The sequence below is a fragment of the Rhodococcus sp. 114MFTsu3.1 genome (genome assembly GCF_000383555.1).
In the GTDB taxonomy this organism is placed as follows: Bacteria; Actinomycetota; Actinomycetes; order Mycobacteriales; family Mycobacteriaceae; genus Rhodococcoides; species Rhodococcoides fascians_E.
On the sequence record NZ_KB911554.1, the window covers coordinates 1 to 17,663 of the forward strand.

Here is a 17,663-nt window from a genome sequence, read left to right on the forward strand (position 1 = left end):
GCGGCGGCCGCGAACTCGTCCGGACCGAGCTCGCGAGCCAGCTGCGCCAACTGCCGCTCCGCGCTCGCCCGCGTCTCGACATCGCTTTTGCTGCCCAGGCGCCGGAAGAACTTGCGGATCACCTCCTGCGGTTCCTCGTCGAGCACCCCCTCCTGCGCGGCAGCAGCTGTCGCGGGCAGTTCCGGGGCCAGACGTTCCCCCGTCATCGCTGTGCGGGTACCGAGGGTCTCCGCCAAACGGATACGCTGCCCAGCCCGCCTGCGGGAGATCCGCAGCAACACCGCCAGAGCGTCGGGGACCGATCCCCAGATGTCGTCGAGACCACGCAGATCCATCAGATCCGCCAGCCAGGTGTGCGACTGCCCGAACAACGACCGCGTCACCGCCTCGGTACGCACCAACACCGCACGCTGATCCGCCGTGCTGGCGCCGCGCATGTTCATCCGACTCAGAATCTCCACCTGACGCTCCAACGTCGCCACCACCTGAGCCAGATACGCCGCCTCGATCGGCAACACCGACCCCGTACTGTCGACCGCCGAGTCGTCGACTGCCGCGTCACCGACCGCCGAGTCACCGACTGCTGTCCCCGAACCCTCATCCCCCATGAGCATGACACCACGATAACCAGACCCACCGACAAGTTTTCGAACACACGTTCCCATACCGTCGGAGTTGCTGGATACTTCGATCGTCCGCGAACTCGAGCGAACCGGACGAGACAGCTGATCGAGCAACAGCCTGAAACTTACGGTCGATCAATCCAATTCGTCGTTTGCCACCGACTCGATCCAGTCGACGGCGGCGTCGGTCAGTTCCGACTGATCTGCCGAAGAATGCCCGGCCCACCACGCCGGGTCGGGCGAATCTCCCGCGACGGAGAGAAGTTCGGCTTGAACATACGGGTCGAGCGGCTCACCGTTGTGTTCGATCAACCACGATCGCGTACGGACTGCCAGTAATGGCCACACTTGTTGGATCTGCATCACTTCATCGTTTCGCCAGGTACGGGCGCCGTCAATCGGGGTCGACCCTGAGATTTACCCCGAAGCGCGATCAGTGTCCGAACATCCGTCGGAACGACGTTCCGAGTGGGTGTTTGGCGGTGACGGAGCCGAAGCGGACTTTGCCGCGCACGACAACGTGCAATCGGCCGATGGGCGGGCCGGTGCGGACCTTGTTGTTGGCGCTGCCGCCCACGGTGTCGAGGCCGTTGAGGTCGACCGTCGCCTCCTCGGGGACAACGAGAGAGATTGTGCTGCAGTAATCGTCGACGGTCACCTCGACCACCTGAGTCGACATGATCGCCTGTGTGAAATCGAGCGTGATCGTCGACATCTTGCTCTGGATCGACAACTTCGGCGGCACGTGCCACGGCCCTTTGCGCGACACCGTGGACATCGTTCCGCGCACCACGTCGCCAGGACCGCCGTGAGCGTTTCCTGCGTGCCCCTGCCAGGGCGAATGCGTCGGCGGTTGATAGGCAGGCGCCGGGACGGCGTTGTACGGAGTGGGACTGGGCGGGCGGTGCTCCTCGGCGATTTGCATGCCAGGTAGGTCGGCGAGGACGGAGTTCAGTTCACCGCGGGTCTTGGCGGCCAGCGCCGTGTCCATCCGCTCGGTGAATTCGCCCAGTGACAGCATGCCCTGCCCTACTGCGCGCTGCAGGAGCTGACCCACATGCTCCTTCTCTGCGTCGGACACTCGTAGATCCCTCGCCTCCATGCGTTCCAGGATAGGTGTCGACGCCGAACCTGGCCATCATGCGGATTCGAGCACGCTCAGCATCCCCGCCACCGACAGCGGCCAGCCGAACTGCTCCGCCCTGGCCCGCGAGGCCGTCCGTCGGGCTGGAGCGGGTAGGTCGAACACCCTCGACAGTTCCGTCGCCAATCCATCTGCGGTGTCGTCGAAGCGCCCACCGCAGTCGGTGGTCACGATGTCGGCCAGCGCGGACGACCTCGATACGACGACGGGGGTTCCGGTGGCAAGCGATTCGAGTGCGGCCAGCCCGAATGTCTCGTGCGGGCCCGGCGCCACCGCGACATCCGCCGAAGCGAGCAGGGCGGCGAGTTCCTCACGCCCGTCGACGAATCCGAGGAACTCGATGGGGAGCCCTCGGGCTCTCCGTTCGAGCCCGGCGCGCCTCGGTCCGTCGCCTGCGATCACCAACCGGACATCGAATCCGGAATGGTGAAGCGCAGCAACCGAATCTATGCTGCGGTCCACCCGTTTCTCCACCGACAATCGACCGCAGTGGACGAGCAGTCGGCCACAGCCCCGATGCCAGGGCGACGCGGAATCGCCGACGCGTCGGCCCGGATGAAACATGTCGAGGTCGACGCCGAGTGGAACCTGCGAGACGTTGGTGGCGCCGATGCGCTCGAACTCGCGTCGGGCAAAAGCGGTGGTGCACACGACGGCGTCGTACGTCTCGGCTGTGCGACGGTTCGCGACGTCGGCGAGTGCTCGTGCCGTCGCGTCGGGCATCATCTGCCCGAGTAGGCGATCGAGGCGCTCGTGGGAGATCATCACGCTTCGAACTCCGCGCCGGGCTGCCCACTTCCCCATCCCTCTCAGCGTGAGGCGGTCCGACACCTCGACGACGTCGGGACACAGCGCACTCAGGAGTCCGGCTGTGGATCGAGGATTGACCGCGCGATAGCCACCGGTGAAGGGGATCTTGCCTGCAGGACGGGTGATGCGCAGAACCCCCGACGGCAGGATCGTCTCGGTCGCTCGCTCTCCTGGCACGACCAGAATCACCTCGTGGCCGGCCGCCGTGTAGCCCGCACCCAATTGATCCACGGCGGTTCGAAGACCGCCGGAACGCGGTCCGTAGAAGTTCGCAAGCTGCACGATGCGCACTGCGTCGAGTGTGACCGCGCGCCGTGACCGTTCGTCGACGAGTAGGAGAACGACGAGTAGGAGGACTCTGAACGTCGGAAGTCCGGACAACGACCTTCCCCGCACTACCTAACGGCCAAATAGACCGCTCACCACGTTTTTCTCGGCGAATCGCCGGGTAAATTCGTGGAGATGGAGATCACGATCGATGCCGTTGGGGAGGCGAGAGCCGGTGCGGTGTGGGAGCGGTACATGGACCCACGCCAGTGGTCGTCGTGGGCAACGCAGATCGTGTCCGTCGAATACTCCATGTCGCGCGTGTGCACGCAGTCGTTCGGCCGGCTCGAAGGCCCACTGTGGCTTCGACTCGACTTCGAGGTGACCGAAGTAGACGAAGCGGGCTGGACGTGGACGTCGAAAGTCTGGTTCAAGAATCGCAAGCTGGGGTTGACGCTCACCCACGGGGTGGCGTCTCGGCCGGACGGGAGCCGCACCTGGCTGACCCTGGATGGACCGCCGGCCTTCGTGCTCCCGTACCTGCCGTACGCGCGGTGCGCCATCGGGCGCCTCGTCCGGCGCTGAACAGGCTGGCCAGGACTTCCGCCTGCCCAGCCTGGGCGTCACTCGGTGCGGGTGGTGGTCTTCGGGTCCGTCGGAGTGTCCGTCACGTCGTCCGGATCGGGCGTCGGGAACGACGGTGAATCACCGGATCCGTCGATGTGCTCGTCGAACTCTTCGATTGCGCGTCCGCGCTCGTTCGCGCTCTGCCCGGTGTCGGCATCTTGACCGCGCGTCTTCTCGGTGGGATCGACGGTGGTGTCGACGGGCTTGTCGGTATCGGTCATGCGTTCAGGTGTGCCCGTCCGCGCGGGCACGCAAACACTCGGCTACAGACCCTGTTCGATCGCGTAGCGCGTCAATTCGACTCGATTCGCGAGTTGCAGCTTGCGCAACGTGGCCTGCACATGATTCTCGACGGTTCGATGACTGAGCGTCAGCTTCGTGGCGATCTGCTTGGAGCTCAACCCTTTTGCGACCAGACGAAGAACCTCGGTCTCGCGTTCGGTCAACGTCGGGCGAGAGTCTCGCTCTCCCTCCGGCGCGCTCGACATCCGCCGGTACTCACCCAGAACCAACGCCGCGAGTCCGGGCGTGAACACCGCCTGCCCCGCAGCGGTGGAACGGACGGCCTCGTACAGTTCGTCGGCCGACGCGCTCTTGACCAGGTACCCCGTCGCACCCGCTTTGATGGCGTCGAGTACGTCCTCCCGTTCGGACGATGCGGACAACACCAGAATTCGGCTGTTCTTCGAGCCCTCGAGGACCTTGCTCGTCGCATCTGCTCCATTTCCGTCCGGCAGATGCATGTCCATCAGCACGACGTCGGGCTGTGTGGCCTTCGCCCGCCTTCCTGCGGCGCCGACGCTATCTGCCGTCGCGACGACGTCGAATCCCGCGGCCTCCAGATCCCGTGCGACGCCGTCGCGCCACATGGGGTGGTCGTCGACGACCATGACGGTGATCTGCTCCTGCGTCATCGTTTGTCCTTCGGGTCGTTCCGCCGGCTCCACTCCTGCCCCTTCGGGTCGTTCCGCTGTTTCGGCACTTTGATCTCCCATTCGGTTCCGACGCCGACGTCGGTGTCCAGCACAGCCGTTCCGCCGATCGACGAGACCCTGCCCAGTATCGACTTCGACACGCCCATCCGCCCTTCGGCTTCCGCAGCCGCCAGTCGGCCGGGAGCGATACCGTCGCCGTCGTCGCGCACGCTGACGATGACCATGTCGTCGACGTCCTCCAGCAGGACATAGGCTCGAGCACCCTCGCCTGCATGAAGCGCGACGTTGGACAGTGCAGTGTCGACCACGGCGGAGAGTTCCTCGGCCACCGACCTGTCGAGCAACACCGGATCCGGCGGGGAGGACACCGAGACAGTGGTGCTGCCGTAGGGACGAAGAAGGCTGCGCAAGTCCACTTCAGCCTGGGTGGCGTCGACTCGGCTCGGCTCCCCCTGCTCGGAGATGAGCATTCGCAACGCTACTTCCTGTTCACCCGCCAGCTCGGCGAGTTCGCCTGCAACACCACCGATTTCCGATCCACGACGGCGAACGAGCGCGAGGACCTGCAACACACCGTCGTGCACCTGCCGGGCGAGACGTTCTCTTTCCTCGGTGATTGCCGCGAGTCGGGCCGCGCGCTGGAGTTCGGCGTGCGCTCGATGGGCGGTGTTGCTCGCCAACCCGAGCGCAAGACCGACGGACACCAGAACCGGTGCGGTCGCATCGGTCCACAGATCCAGATCGATCTGATCGCGCACCACAGCACTGACCACCGACAACAGGATGCCTGACGCGATACCGCCCTTGGGCCCGAACAGGATTGCCGCCGAAATGACCGCATTGGTCGCCCACAGCGTGGTTGGGAGGGTTTGGTGAGTGCTGTACCACTCGTATTCCGACACGAGGCGAGTCGACGCCATCAGCCCGATCACGACGATCTGGTCGGCGAGTACCACCTTCCACCGCGGGAGCGTCGCCCTCGACAGCAGCGCCGCGGACAGACCGGTCCATACCGCCATCAACGCCACGAAGAACCAGCTCAGCCGAGCATTGCTGTAGTAGGACATCGAGGCCACCTGATAACTGATCGCGTAGATCAACGTGATCAGACGAAACGCCTGCGAGGCCCGCCACAGCGGCGTGACAGCGTCACCCATCGGTCGGCTTCCGTTCCGAGCCGGTCTCTTTCGACAGATCCGGGGTGCTCAGACTGCCCGGGTCGAGTTCGCGATTGTGGGGATGCGGGCTGTCGGCCTCGGCCGGGAACAGAGGCTCCCCTGGATCGTGTTCTTCCAGTTCCTCGTAGACCTCGTCGGGATCGTCGGCGAGCAACGACCGAACCGCAGTGTTGAGGACGGCGACGATGGGGACGGCCAGCAGGCCACCGACGATTCCGGCCAGCAGAATGCCGACGGTGATGGCCAGTACCACCGCGAGCGGGTGCAATCGCACTGCACGGCCGAGCAGCAACGGTTGCAGCACATGCCCTTCCAGCTGCATGACGGCGACGACGATGCCCAGCGTGATCAGCGCCGTCAGCCAGCCCTTGGTCACCAAAGCGATGAACACGGCCACGAATCCGGTGACGAACGCACCGACGATCGGAATGAACGCTCCGATGAACACGAGCGATGCCAACGGAAGTGCGAGCGGTACGCCGAGGATGGCCAGACCCGCGCCGATTCCGATGGCGTCGGCTGCGGCGACGGCGACCGTCGCGCGCACGTATCCGACGAGGGATCCGAAGCCTTGACTGCCGGCGAGGCGGATCCGCCGTCGCGCTCCGGTGGGGGCGAGTCTGGTGACGAATTCCCAGATCTGGTCTCCGCCGTACAGAAAGAAGATCAGGATGAACAGCGTCAGCGCGGCGCCGGTGAGGATTTCGCCGATGACGGTCGCAGTGGTCAAGGCGCCCGACGTCACTGCGGCCTGGTTGTCCTGGATGACCTTGACGAGGTTCTCGCTCGCCTGACTGATCTGATCCTGCGAGATGTGGAAGGGCCCGTCGGCCAGCCACCGCTGGACGTCGTTGATCGACGTGGTGAATTGGTCACCCAACTGCGGTAGCCCCTCGATGAACTGCTCGACGACGAACGTCATGATCCCGGCGACGACGCCGATGCTCGCGATGATGACGATCACGACGGCCGCGGCCCTCGGCACGCCGCGTCGCTGCATCCAGTCGACGAGCGGGAGCAGCATCGCCGACGCGAGTAACGCGAGGCCGAGGGGGATGACCACGGTGTCCAGCCGTGCGACGACGTAGCAGAACGTGATGAAGCCGGCGAAGATGACCAGCAGACGCCAGGTCCATTCGGCGCCGATCCGGACAAGGGGATGCACCGAATCGGCAGGAGTGGAGCCTGCGGAATGACCAGATGGGCCAGGAGTGGAGCCTGCGGAATGACCAGATAGGCCAGGAGTGGAGCCTGCGGAATGACCAGATAGGCCAGGAGTGGAGCCTGCGGAATGACCGGAGGGGGCCGCTGTTGGAGGGGGTGCTGGACGGCTGGGAAGTACCTTTGACGCTTCTGCCTGCGGCTCGCGTTCGGTCACCCGGTAAATTTAACCCGTGCTGGCATCTTTGAGAGCGGTCTCGCTCACCCTGAAGAGTCGCTGGCCTCTCTATATGTTGTCGATGTTGCTGTCGAATCTGTTCGGCGCGGTGTTGGTGTTCGCGTTCGTGCGGTACGGGCTTCCCATCGAGGAGTCGCAGTCGATCGTCGCGGATCGTGTTCGCAATGTGTACGTGTTCGGGGCGTATCTGGTCGCAGCCGGTGCGGTGAGTCTGTATTACGCAGCTCGGACGTTGCGGAGTGTGATTCGGTGGCAGTTGCGCGGTGGCCCGCCGAACCGCAAGGAGCAGATGGCGACGCTGCATGCGCCGCTGCGACAGGCGATCGTGCATCTCGTCCTGTGGGTCATCGGCGGCGTCCTGTTCGTGCTGCTCACGGTGACGGAGATGCCGTCGCTGGCGGTGGCGGTGATCGTCACGGTGGTCATGGCGGCGACGGTGACGTTCGGTTTCACGTACATGCTCGGCGAGAGAATCCTGCGGCCGGTGGCTGCGATGGCTCTCAGCGAGGGCCGATTCGACCGGACGATGACGCCGGGCGTCGGGACCAGAATGGCGATGACGTGGGGTCTGGGCACGTTGATGCCCGTCATCGGCATCATCTTGCTGTGCGCGACGCAATTGACGACGGATCTGGTGTTCTCCACCGATTCGTTCGCGGTGGCGATCATCCTGCTCAGTGTCCTGGCGATCGGTCAGGCGTTCATTCTGTCGATGCTGACGGCGAGTCAGATCTCCGATCCCATTCGCCAGCTTCGCCGGGCGATCGAGCGTGTCCAGCGTGGGGACAACGACGTCGAGGTCGACGTGTTCGACGGCAGCGAGATCGGTCGACTGCAGGTCGGCTTCAACCGGATGATGGAGGAATCGGCCGAGCGTCGAGTGCTGCGGGAGCTGTTCGGTCAGCATGTCGGCGAACACGTGGCCCGACGCGCATTGCAATTCGGTACCGAATTGGGCGGGGAAACTCGCTTCGTGGCGGTGCTGTTCGTGGACATGGTCGGATCGACGGCCACGGCGTCGGAGCGCCCACCCGGTGAAGTCGTCGAGCTTCTCAACGAGTTCTTCCGTGTGGTGGTCGACGTGATCGATCAGCACCACGGTTTCGTCAACAAATTCATGGGCGACGCCGCCCTCGCGATCTTCGGGGCGCCGCTGGACCGGCCCGACGCTCCGACGGCAGCATTGGCTGCCGCACGTGACCTGCGGTTTGCCCTCGACGACATCGTCGGACTCGACATCGGCATCGGTGTGTCGGCCGGCCTTGCGGTGGCAGGAAACATCGGCGCTAAGGAACGCTTCGAGTACACCGTCATCGGAGACCCGGTCAACGAGGCATCTCGTTTGACCGAATTGTCCAAACTTCGGCCCGGCCGCGTGCTGGCGTCGACGTCCGCTCTGTACTTCGCAAGTGACGAGGAACAGGAACACTGGGAGCTCGGAGATCAGGTCCAACTACGCGGCAGACGACGCCTCACCCACCTCGCATGGCCCGTGGAGCACCCGTGAACGTTCGACTCGTGTGGTTACCCTGTGAAGGTGGCCGAACCGAGACCCGAGCATGTGGCCGGCGCTCCTGAGGCAGGCAACCGAGGCCGGAGAAACCGCCTCCGCTGGCTGAAGTGGATCGCCGGGGTCGCGTTGATCGCTCTGCTCGTCGGCGAGGGCATTTATCTGTGGCCGCGGTTGCACGAGTCCTGGCAGGCGCTCACCGAGATCCATTGGGGTTGGCTCGCCGCGTGTGTGTTCACCCAAGCCGTGTCGCTGAGCGCGTTCGGGCGGGTGCAGAAGCAGTTGCTTCAGGCCGGCGGTGTGCGGGTTCGTCAGGCCAAGTCCGTCGCCGTCATCTACGGCAGCACTGCAATGTCTCTGACGCTGCCCGCCGGTCAGGTGTTCTCGACGGCGTTCACGTACCGCCAGACCCGACGCTGGGGTGCGAGTCCCGTCGTCGCGTCGTGGCAGCTCGCGATTTCGGGTGTCATCGCCGCTGCCGGGCTGGCCGTCCTCGGCGTCGCGGGCGCGTTGCTCGTCGGCGGATCGGTCAACACCTTCACACTGGTGCTTCCGATCGCCGGTGTGCTGGCGATCGTTCTTGCCGTTCGGTACGTCTCGGCGCACCCTCGGTCCATCCGCAGTGCGGCGCGGTGGGTTCTGCACAAGGTGAACGACTTTCGCAATCAGCCTGCCGATGCCGGGCAGGAGCGGATCGACGAGATCATCGAACAGGTTCAGTCGGTACAGCTCGGTAAGCGAGACGCCGGCCTGACGCTCGGCTGGTCGGCGGTGCATCGTCTCGCCGACGTCGCCTGCCTCGGTTTCGCGTGCTTCGCCGTCGGCGCAGATCCCCGCCTGTCCGGGTTGCTGTTCGCGTTCGCCGCCGCCAAGGCCGTCGGGTCGGTGCCGCTTGCTCCCGGCGGACTCGTCATCGTCGACGCCACCCTGATCGCGCTGCTGACCAGCGCGGCGTCGATCAGCGCGTCGCAGGCCGTGGCAGCGGCGTTCGTCTACCGCGCCGTCAGCTTCATCCTCGTCGCCGTCGTCGGCTGGATCGTCTTTCTCGTGCTGTTCCGTAAACACCAGCACGAGGACCTGGGGTACGACATCGCGTTGGAGAAGCAGGAGGCCAGGAACCTCCACCTCGACGTCCAGCCGAAGATCGACAGGTCGGATCCGGAACCTGCCTGATCACCGTGCGAGCGTGAGGATTTCGACTCCGTCGTCGGTGACGGCGATGGTGTGCTCGCTGTGCGCGGTGCGACATCCGGTGGAACTCTTGAGCGTCCAGCCGTCGGTGTCGGTGATCAACTTGTCGGTATCGGCCATCACCCACGGCTCCAGGGCGAGCAGCAGACCCGGCCTGAGCGTGTAGCCGCGGCCCTTGCGGCCACTGTTGGAGACGTGCGGATCCTGATGCATCGTCGAACCTATTCCGTGCCCACCGAATTCGGTGTTGACCTTGTAGCCGGCACCGGTGAGGACCGACCCGATGGCATGGGAGATGTCGCCCATCTTCACGCCCGGACCCGCGGCCTCGATTCCGGCGGCCAACGCGCGCTCGGTGGCGTCGATCAGCGCGACGCTGTCCGCGGGCTTCGTCTCGCCGACGACGAAGCTGATGGCGGAGTCCGCGGCGATACCTCCGAGCAGGATCGCGAGGTCGAGCGAGAGCAGGTCGCCGTCGGCGAGGGTGTAGTCGTGAGGGCGGCCGTGCAGAACAGCGTCGTTGACGCCCGTGCAGATGTAGTGACCGAACGGGCCGCTACCGAAGGACGGCGCGTAGTCGACATAGCAGGACTCGGCACCTGCCCCGAGAATCATTTCCTTGGTCCACCGGTCGATGTCGAGCAGATTGGTTCCGACGACGCTACGGCTCTTCATGGTCTGCAGGATCTCACCGACGAGTGCGCCGGTCTCGCGCGCCAGGGCGACCTGGCTGGGGTTCAGAATCTCGATCACGGTAGGGCCTTCCCGAAACAATCCAATAACTATACCGGCCGAACTATACCGGTCGACGAATCGAAAAAGTCTCCCGGGAATAGATGCGGACCGCGGTCCGCTTATGTACTATGCGTGTTGAACCTTCAATCAAACAGGAGTTGTCATGACCACCGCCATCGCATTGCCCGAACTGTCCGCAGGCACCTGGAACATCGACCCGGCGCACTCCACCGTCGGATTCTCGGTACGCCACCTCGTCGTCAGCAAGGTTCGCGGCCGCTTCCAGGCTTTCTCCGGCGCCATCACGGTCGCGGAGGACGGCACCCCCTCGGTCAACGCCGAAATCGACGTCACCTCCATCACCACCGACAACGAGCAGCGCGACGGCCACCTCAAGACGGCCGACTTCTTCGAGGTCGAGAAGTACCCCACCGCTACGTTCACCTCCACCTCCGTCAAGGCCGACGGCGGCGACTTCGTGGTCACCGGTGACTTCACCCTCCACGGTGTCACCAAGTCCATCGACCTGAAGCTCGAGTTCAACGGCGTCAACCCCGGAATGGGCGCAGGCCCGGTCGCAGGCTTCGAGGCCAGCACCACCATCAACCGTCGCGACTTCGGCATCTCCATCGACATGCCCCTCGAAGGCGGCGGCGCAGTCGTCGGCGACAAGATCGCACTGACCCTCGAGATCGAGGCAGGCCTCGCTGCTTGATGCAGCCCGCCTCTCTCCACCTGAGCACCGGGTGACCTCTTCGGTCGCCCGGTGCTCTCGTATGTCGGCAAGAACGACCCATTCGGACGGGAGTGGAGCCGGCAGGAACGACCCATTTACTCTGTGTGGGTGACCAAGCGCAGCCCGATTTTCGCCGCCGTCGTCGATCTGATTCTCGTGATCGTGTTCTGCGCGATCGGCCGGCGCAGCCATGACGAGGCGGGTGCCATCACCGGTCTCGTGCACACGGCGTGGCCGTTCGTGGCAGGTGCCGCGGTCGGCTGGGCTGCATCGTGGGCGCTGTATCGGGACAAGTTCGACGCGTACCTGATTGTCCCGACGGGCATCGTCGTCTGGGTGTCGACGGTCGTCGTCGGGATGATTCTCAGGGTGATCAGCGGGCAGGGAACGGCCTTCAGCTTCGTTCTCGTCGCGTCGACGGTGCTTGCTGTTTTCCTGCTCGGGTGGCGCGCACTCGCGAAGTTGTTGCCGACCCCGAAAAACTGACCGTATCTCCCCCAATTCGCCGCCTGAGCATGGGACAGTTCACTAATGGCCGATGTTCAGAGCAAGCAAGACACAGCGTTCTTCGGGCAGCCGTTCGCGCTGGCGAACCTCTTCGGCGTGGAGATGTGGGAGCGATTCTCGTTCTACGGGATGCAAGGCATCCTCATCTACTACCTGTACTACTCGGTGGCCGACGGCGGACTCGGAATTGCGGAGAGTTCGGCGACGTCGATCGTGGGCGCCTACGGCGGAACGGTGTACCTCTCGACCATCCTCGGCGCATGGATCGCGGACAGGCTCCTCGGCTCGGAGCGCACGTTGTTCTACAGCGCCGTCCTGATCATGCTCGGCCATATCGCCCTGGCACTTCTTCCCGGTTTCCTCGGGGTCGGAGTGGGTCTGGTCCTCGTCGCATTCGGTAGCGGCGGCCTCAAGGCGAACGCGACGTCCCTCGTCGGCGATCTGTACGACGAGCACGACAATCGTCGAGACGCCGGGTTCTCGCTCTTCTACATGGGCATCAATCTCGGCGCGTTCGTCGGCCCACTGCTGACCGGTCTGGCGTGGGACACCGCGGGATTCCATGCCGGATTCGGCTTGGCGGCAGTCGGTATGGCGCTCGGACTGATTCAATACACCCTCGGCCGCAAGCACCTCGGCACCATCGGAGCCACGCCTCCGAATCCGCTTCCCGGCGCCGAGCGTGCACGGTGGGCGATCATCGCAGTCGTCGCGATCGTTGCCGTCGCACTACTCGCGATCTTCGGCGCACTCACCGCGTCGAACCTGTCCGACGTGGTGGTGGGCGTGACCGTCGTCGCCGCGATCGGTTACTTCGCAATCATTCTCTCCAGCAAGCAGATCACGAAGATCGAACGCCGACGCGTCATCTCGTTCATTCCGATGTTCATCGCGAGCGCCGCGTTCTGGTCGCTGTTCCAGCAGCAGTTCACGACCGTCCCGCTCATCGCGGATTCCAAGCTGGACCGCAACCTGTTCGGTTGGGAGTTCCCACCCAACTGGGTGCAGTCGATCAACCCGGTCTTCATCATCATCTTCGCCGGTGTGTTCGCGGCTGTGTGGACCAAGCTGGGTGACCGTCAGCCGTCGACGCCGCTGAAATTCGCAGCGGGCGTGTCCATCATGGGTCTCGCTTTCCTGGCGTTCGTGCCCTCGCTCGCGGGTGCATCCATGCCGTTGCTGGCGCTCATCGGCATTCTGTTGCTGTTCACGTTCGCGGAGCTTTTCCTCTCGCCCGTCGGGCTTTCGCTGTCCACGAAGCTCGCACCGGAGAACTTCCACACGCAGATGGTCGCGCTGTTCTTCCTGTCCGTCGCGCTCGGCTCGGCCATGGCAGGCACGCTTGCGGGTTACTACGATCAGGACAACCCGAATCCGTTCTTCTACACGGTCGGCGGTGCTTCCATTGCCGTCGGTGTCGTCCTCGTCGCCCTCACGCCGTGGATCAAGAAGATGATGAGCGGGGTTCGCTAACCCCGGTACAGCCAGGCGGCCAAGCCGAGTCCGAGCACGCCGACGGTGATCCGCAACACCGTCGGCGGAATGACTTTCACCACCGGGGGTCCGCAGTAGCCACCGGCGAACGCCCCGATGGCGAGGGCAAGCGCGGCGAGCCAGTGCACGTCACCGGAGAACACGAAGACCAGAGCAGCGATTGCGTTCGCTATGCCGAGAAAGAAACTCTTCAGAATGCTTGCGCGCCAGATCGAATCGGACGTACAGATCAACGCCAGCGCCAGGAAGATCACGCCCGCTCCTGCACCGAAGTAACCCCCATAGATCGCCACGAAGAACAGCGACACGGGGTACAAACGCGGGAATTCGCCTCCGGCAGCCAATTTCCGGATACGCGGCTGAGCCAGCAGCGCGATTGCGGCGAAGGCGACCAGAAACGGCACGACGGCCTCGAAGGAATCCTCGGGCGCGAACAGCAGCAACAGTGCACCGGCGAGCCCACCGGCAGCGGAGATCGCCGCGAATCGGACGAGTTTCTTTCCGTCCTTGGCGATCTCGCTCGACGCATTGGTGGTGGCCCCGACTCCGACCGCCACCATCGCCACCGTGTTGGTGACATTCGCGGCGACCGGCGGTACGCCTGCCATCAACAGCGCCGGATAGGACACCAGTGACGCCAACCCGGTCACGAAACCCACGAGGCCGGCGAAGAAACCGGCGACGACGAGTAGTCCGAATTCGAGCAGAGTCACGAAGGGTAAAGCTACTCGGTGGTGCCGGAGTCCAATGCAGTCAGCATCTGTGTGCCCATCTTCACGGCCTGATCGGTGCCGTACGCATCCTCGATGTACACCGCGAACGCCAGGTCACCTCGGGTGCCGATGAACCAACGGTCGTCGTCCGAATTGCCGGCGAAACCGGTCAAGCCGTCGTAGGCAGCAAAACCCTCGTCCTGCGCGGAGTTCTGGAAGATTTCCCGAAGACGCTGCAACGCAGACTCGGGAATCGCTGCCGTCTCCTTGCTCGCGGTCGCCGTCTGACCTGCCACGATCGACGGCAGCGTCGCGCCGCCTCTCGCCACGGCCGCACCCATCTGGGCCAGACCGAACGGGGTGACCGTGACGTCGGACGACGTGTTCCCGACGTTCCGGAAGCGATCGATGGAACTGCTGCTCGACGGGAACTGCCCCGTGTAGGCGTTCAGGCCCGGCATCGAATAATCGACGCCGAAACCGAGACTCGTCGGATCCACATCGTCGACCGCCAGCAGATCGGCAGCCGATCCGACGGGATACATCGCCGAGAACGCGATCTGGCCCTGCTCGTTGGCATAACTGTTCTGGGCAGCGGCGACTATCGCACCGGTCGAGGGTGCGATGGCCACGATCGAGGCAGACGACGGCGCACTGACCACCGCTTCCTCGGCCGCGAGCTGGACCCGCGGATCGAGCGTCGACTGCAGATCCGGACCGGCAGGCCCCTGGAAGCCTGCCTGCCGAACGTAGGTGCCGTCGGGCCCGATGACGTCGACGGCCCAACCTGCCGTCGCGTCACGGTTCTGCTGCCACGCGTCGCGCAACGAGTCCAGCAGCGGCGACGTGATCCGGCGGTCCCCCGCGATCAGCTTCGGCGTCTGCGTGATGACAACACCGGGAATGGCCCTGAGATCATCCTCGAGCACCGCGAAGTCGTCGTCGCGCAGATTGACGGCGAGCACCGAACTGCCCGGCGTCGCCGCCAACTCGGTGAGCAACGAGTCCGGCGTGATCAGAGGGGCGACGACGTCGATGACATCGGCGAGCTGCGCGGTGGACGCCGCTGGGTCCGGCATCTGCGCAGGGTCGAGCAGAACGGCGTTGATCGTCCGCTCGTTCATCAGCACGTTCCGAGCCGAATCGAAGACCAACGGCGGCGCTGCATCGGTGCGTACGTACCGGACCGAACCACCCGGCACCATGTCCGGCGCCACCACAGCCGGCTCCCACGCGATGCGCCACCCGACACTGAGCTTCTTCGCCGTGCCGCGGGTGTCGTAGGCCCAATCCTGACCGTCACGGAAATGCCAGTCGGAATCGACGGTGAAGAATCCCGAGTCGCCGCTCAGATCGATGAACTGGCCGACCTCGAAGTCCCCCGTCGACTGCCCGCCCGCCGCCAAACCGTCGAACATCTGTTGGAGACTCGCAGCCGCAGCGTTCGGATACGTGGTCAACGCCGCCGCAGCCTGGACATCACGGTCGTTCAGCGCCGCCACGAACTGGTCCACGACGCGCTCGCCCTCACTGGGCGGACTGTCCAGCGCCCAGAACGCAACAGTCGACGTCACAGCAAGACTTGCCCCCACAGCAACCACGTAGCGGCCGCGTATCCGGCGCACAACCGGCATCCCCACAGAACTCATGAGTCACAATATTCACTAGAGTCACACGAGTAACAAGCACGGTATTCACTCGCTCCGGTCACGATTCGGCGTCGCCGGCTCCCTCTTCGGTCAATGCACCGCCCGACGCTCAGCGCAGGAATCGACCTGCAGCGTCGACGGCGGGTGCGGAGCTCTGGGCGTCGTACACGAAGACTGCGAAGGCGAGGTCGTCCTGAATGCCGACGAACCAGCCGTGTGCGCCTTCGTTGCTGGGACCGAATTCGGCGGTGCCGGTCTTGCCGAGCAGGCCGGGGATGTCCTGCAGCTGAGTGGCCGTTCCGGCGGTGACTGTTTCTCGCATCATCGTCTTGACCTGGTCGGCGACGGTGGCATCGACAGGCGCCACCGTCTTGTCGGCGACACCGGGTTGACCCTGGACCAGGGTCGGGGGCTTCAGGGATCCACCGGCGATCGACGACGCCACCAGCGCCATCCCGAACGGTGTTGCCGTGACGGCTCCCTGACCGATGGCCGACTCGACGCGTGCAGCCGGGGTGTCCGCGAGAGGGACGCTGCCGGTGACGGAGGTCAGCCCAGGAGTCACGTAGTCGACGCCGAGGCCGTACTGCAGTGCCGTCTGCTGGAGTCCGTCGGCGGGCAGGCCGACGCCGAGTCGTCCCATCGTCGTGTTGCACGAGCGAGCGAATGCCGTGTGCAGTGGCACGTCGCCCAGATCGAAGTTGTCGTCGTTGGGTATCTGCCTGCCCTCGATGTTCTCGGTGCCGGGGCACGGCAGGACCGTGTCGGGGGTCGCTGTTCCGGCTTCGAGGGCGGCGGACGTGGTGACCGTCTTGAACGTCGACCCGGGCGGGTAGAGACCGGTCAGCGCGATCGGCCCCTGCGCATCGGCGGCCGAGTTCTGCGCGACCGCCAGAACGTTGCCGGTGGACGGTTGCAGTGCGACGATCGCCGCTTGCTGCGGGATCGACGCAAGCGCGTTCTCTGCTTTCAGCTGCAGGCCGGTGTCGAGCGTCGTCGCGATGTCCGGCGCGGGGGTGGCGTCGAGCCCGGCGAGCTGCGTCACCGTACCGTCGGCGTTCACCGACTGAACGGACCAGCCCTTGTTGTCGTCGACCTGGGACTGCCACAGCTCGGACACCCCGGTCAGCGCGGGCGACGTCAACGCTCGGTCGGTGGTGAGCAGTCGAAGCTGCGGGGCAAGCGTGACGCCCGGCGTCGCGGACAGGGGTGCGGCGATCGGATCGATGTCCGACTGCCGGAGCGACACCACCGTTGTGGAATTCCCCTGAGAAGCAGCCTGATCGGCGGCAATCGACTCCGCCGTGATGGTCGGCACGATCGGCGTGATGTACGACGCGACGGCCGCCGGGTCGGCGGTGGAATCGACGTTCACCAGGGTGACCGTCTGCTGCGACATCAACTCGGTGCCGCTTCGGTCGAACACTCGGGGAGCGACGAGCGCGTCGGTCGGGGTGTATCTGACGGTGGTGTCGGCGGACAGTCCCGGTGCCAGTACGGCCGGGTCCCATTGAATGCGCCAGCCCTGCTCGGTTTCGGTTGCCGTGGCGGAGGTGTCGTACTGCCACTGCTTCGGTTCGCCGTCGGGTTCCTCGGTGCCGTCGTTGGTCGTCGAGAACCGCCAGGTGGCGTCGAGGGTCACCGCGCCGCCCTCCTCGGATGCCGAGGCGACCTCGAAATCGGGAGTCGCCGTCACGGTGCCGCCCCCGCTCAAACCGTCGTACAGGCCGTTCAGCGACGCTGTCGCGGCGGCAGGGTCGGTGGTGAGCGCGGCCGCCGCGTCGGCCGACCCGCTGTTGATCGCGTCCACGAATGCTTGCGCGGTGGTCATGGGTTCCGGTGGACCGTCGTCCCCGCAGCCGGCAAGAACCAGTGCCACCACAGCACACAGAGCGGGAACCGTCTTCATGGATGTGCGCACCCGTCCGATCATGCCTGATTCCTACGTGAGTGGAAATGACAGGTGATTTCTGGTCGCTCCGCAGGCTCCGCGCCTGTCCCAGGGCCTGCATTTCCACTCACGTAAATGGGTTGCGGGGGACCCGAAGCGGGTCTATCGTGGTTCTCGCCTTGCTGCCAACAGAATCGGAGAGGCCGTTGCTCTTCTAGAGGTTTTCTCGCCTGCATCCCTGCACGCACACCTCT

18 protein-coding genes are annotated in these 17,663 nt (G+C 64.9%); 6 read left to right on the forward strand and 12 right to left on the reverse strand.

Going from position 1 to position 17,663, the window contains the following annotated elements; genetic code table 11:
* The 4 genes from H292_RS0118345 to H292_RS0118360 form a co-directional block, all read right to left on the reverse strand.
* The coding region (locus H292_RS0118345) for a DUF222 domain-containing protein (protein WP_020112329.1) at nt 1-614 on the reverse strand (614 nt) is incomplete at its 3' end.
* 144 nt (nt 615-758) lie between these two features.
* On the reverse strand, nt 759-986 hold the full coding sequence (locus tag H292_RS0118350; protein WP_033190291.1) for a hypothetical protein: 228 nt from the start codon (nt 984-986) through the stop codon (nt 759-761).
* A 70-nt stretch (nt 987-1,056) separates the two neighbouring features.
* The gene (locus tag H292_RS0118355) at nt 1,057-1,725 is read right to left on the reverse strand and encodes a DUF1707 SHOCT-like domain-containing protein (protein WP_019667840.1); all 669 of its coding nucleotides are present in this window, start codon (nt 1,723-1,725) and stop codon (nt 1,057-1,059) included.
* A 36-nt stretch (nt 1,726-1,761) separates the two neighbouring features.
* Nucleotides 1,762-2,868: a glycosyltransferase gene (locus H292_RS0118360; RefSeq protein WP_027498909.1), complete on the reverse strand. Its 1,107-nt coding sequence runs from the start codon at nt 2,866-2,868 to the stop codon at nt 1,762-1,764.
* A gap of 171 nt (nt 2,869-3,039) precedes the next feature.
* Between H292_RS0118360 and H292_RS0118365 the strand changes: the two genes are divergently transcribed.
* Nucleotides 3,040-3,429, forward strand: a complete 390-nt coding sequence (locus H292_RS0118365; protein ID WP_019667838.1) for a hypothetical protein — start codon at nt 3,040-3,042, stop codon at nt 3,427-3,429.
* Nucleotides 3,430-3,467: 38 nt separating this feature from the next.
* On the opposite strand, the gene H292_RS0118370 is transcribed toward H292_RS0118365, so the two are convergent.
* The 4 genes from H292_RS0118370 to H292_RS0118385 are packed head-to-tail and all read right to left on the reverse strand — an operon-like array spanning nt 3,468 to nt 6,749.
* A complete protein-coding gene (locus H292_RS0118370; RefSeq protein ID WP_230594016.1) occupies nt 3,468-3,692 on the reverse strand; it encodes an autophagy-related protein 2 in 225 nt (74 codons plus the stop codon).
* Between the two features lie 42 nt (nt 3,693-3,734).
* Entirely contained in the window at nt 3,735-4,385 is a 651-nt protein-coding gene (locus H292_RS0118375; RefSeq protein WP_020112333.1) for a response regulator, read from the reverse strand.
* Nucleotides 4,382-5,563, reverse strand: a complete 1,182-nt coding sequence (gene macS / locus H292_RS0118380; protein ID WP_020112334.1) for a MacS family sensor histidine kinase — start codon at nt 5,561-5,563, stop codon at nt 4,382-4,384. The genes H292_RS0118375 and macS overlap by 4 nt, the downstream gene beginning before the upstream one ends.
* Nucleotides 5,556-6,749 carry an AI-2E family transporter gene (locus H292_RS0118385; RefSeq protein WP_020112335.1) on the reverse strand — a complete coding sequence of 398 codons (1,194 nt, stop codon included), beginning with the start codon at nt 6,747-6,749 and terminating at the stop codon, nt 5,556-5,558. Before H292_RS0118385 ends, macS begins: the two co-directional genes overlap by 8 nt.
* A gap of 286 nt (nt 6,750-7,035) precedes the next feature.
* Here H292_RS0118385 and H292_RS0118395 point away from each other — a divergent pair, with 286 nt between their 5' ends.
* Together H292_RS0118395 and H292_RS0118400 are read left to right on the forward strand one after the other, a co-directional pair.
* Nucleotides 7,036-8,490 carry an adenylate/guanylate cyclase domain-containing protein gene (locus H292_RS0118395; protein ID WP_020112337.1) on the forward strand — a complete coding sequence of 485 codons (1,455 nt, stop codon included), beginning with the start codon at nt 7,036-7,038 and terminating at the stop codon, nt 8,488-8,490.
* Nucleotides 8,491-8,520: 30 nt separating this feature from the next.
* Complete coding sequence (locus H292_RS0118400) at nt 8,521-9,666, forward strand: lysylphosphatidylglycerol synthase transmembrane domain-containing protein (RefSeq protein ID WP_371828036.1); 1,146 nt, start codon at nt 8,521-8,523, stop codon at nt 9,664-9,666.
* Here the strand turns inward: H292_RS0118400 and map are convergent, their stop codons facing one another.
* Nucleotides 9,667-10,437: a type I methionyl aminopeptidase gene (gene map / locus H292_RS0118405; protein WP_020112339.1), complete on the reverse strand. Its 771-nt coding sequence runs from the start codon at nt 10,435-10,437 to the stop codon at nt 9,667-9,669.
* Between the two features lie 145 nt (nt 10,438-10,582).
* Between map and H292_RS0118410 the strand changes: the two genes are divergently transcribed.
* The 3 genes from H292_RS0118410 (at nt 10,583) to H292_RS0118420 (ending at nt 13,135) form a co-directional block, all read left to right on the forward strand.
* A complete protein-coding gene (locus tag H292_RS0118410; protein ID WP_019667830.1) occupies nt 10,583-11,134 on the forward strand; it encodes a YceI family protein in 552 nt (183 codons plus the stop codon).
* Nucleotides 11,135-11,257: 123 nt separating this feature from the next.
* On the forward strand, nt 11,258-11,641 hold the full coding sequence (locus tag H292_RS0118415) for a DUF3054 domain-containing protein (protein WP_094620583.1): 384 nt from the start codon (nt 11,258-11,260) through the stop codon (nt 11,639-11,641).
* 45 nt (nt 11,642-11,686) lie between these two features.
* Nucleotides 11,687-13,135: a peptide MFS transporter gene (locus H292_RS0118420; RefSeq protein WP_020112341.1), complete on the forward strand. Its 1,449-nt coding sequence runs from the start codon at nt 11,687-11,689 to the stop codon at nt 13,133-13,135.
* Here H292_RS0118420 and H292_RS0118425 read toward each other — a convergent pair.
* The 3 genes from H292_RS0118425 to H292_RS0118435 all read right to left on the reverse strand — a co-directional run bounded on the left by H292_RS0118425 (nt 13,132) and on the right by H292_RS0118435 (nt 17,451).
* On the reverse strand, nt 13,132-13,869 hold the full coding sequence (locus H292_RS0118425) for a sulfite exporter TauE/SafE family protein (RefSeq protein ID WP_020112342.1): 738 nt from the start codon (nt 13,867-13,869) through the stop codon (nt 13,132-13,134). The genes H292_RS0118420 and H292_RS0118425 overlap by 4 nt on opposite strands.
* An 11-nt stretch (nt 13,870-13,880) precedes the next feature.
* Nucleotides 13,881-15,443: an NTF2-like N-terminal transpeptidase domain-containing protein gene (locus H292_RS0118430; RefSeq protein WP_020112343.1), complete on the reverse strand. Its 1,563-nt coding sequence runs from the start codon at nt 15,441-15,443 to the stop codon at nt 13,881-13,883.
* Between the two features lie 184 nt (nt 15,444-15,627).
* Nucleotides 15,628-17,451 (reverse strand): penicillin-binding transpeptidase domain-containing protein, encoded by a 1,824-nt coding sequence (locus H292_RS0118435; protein WP_027498912.1) that lies wholly within the window; start codon nt 17,449-17,451, stop codon nt 15,628-15,630.
* Nucleotides 17,452-17,663 lie beyond the last annotated feature (212 nt).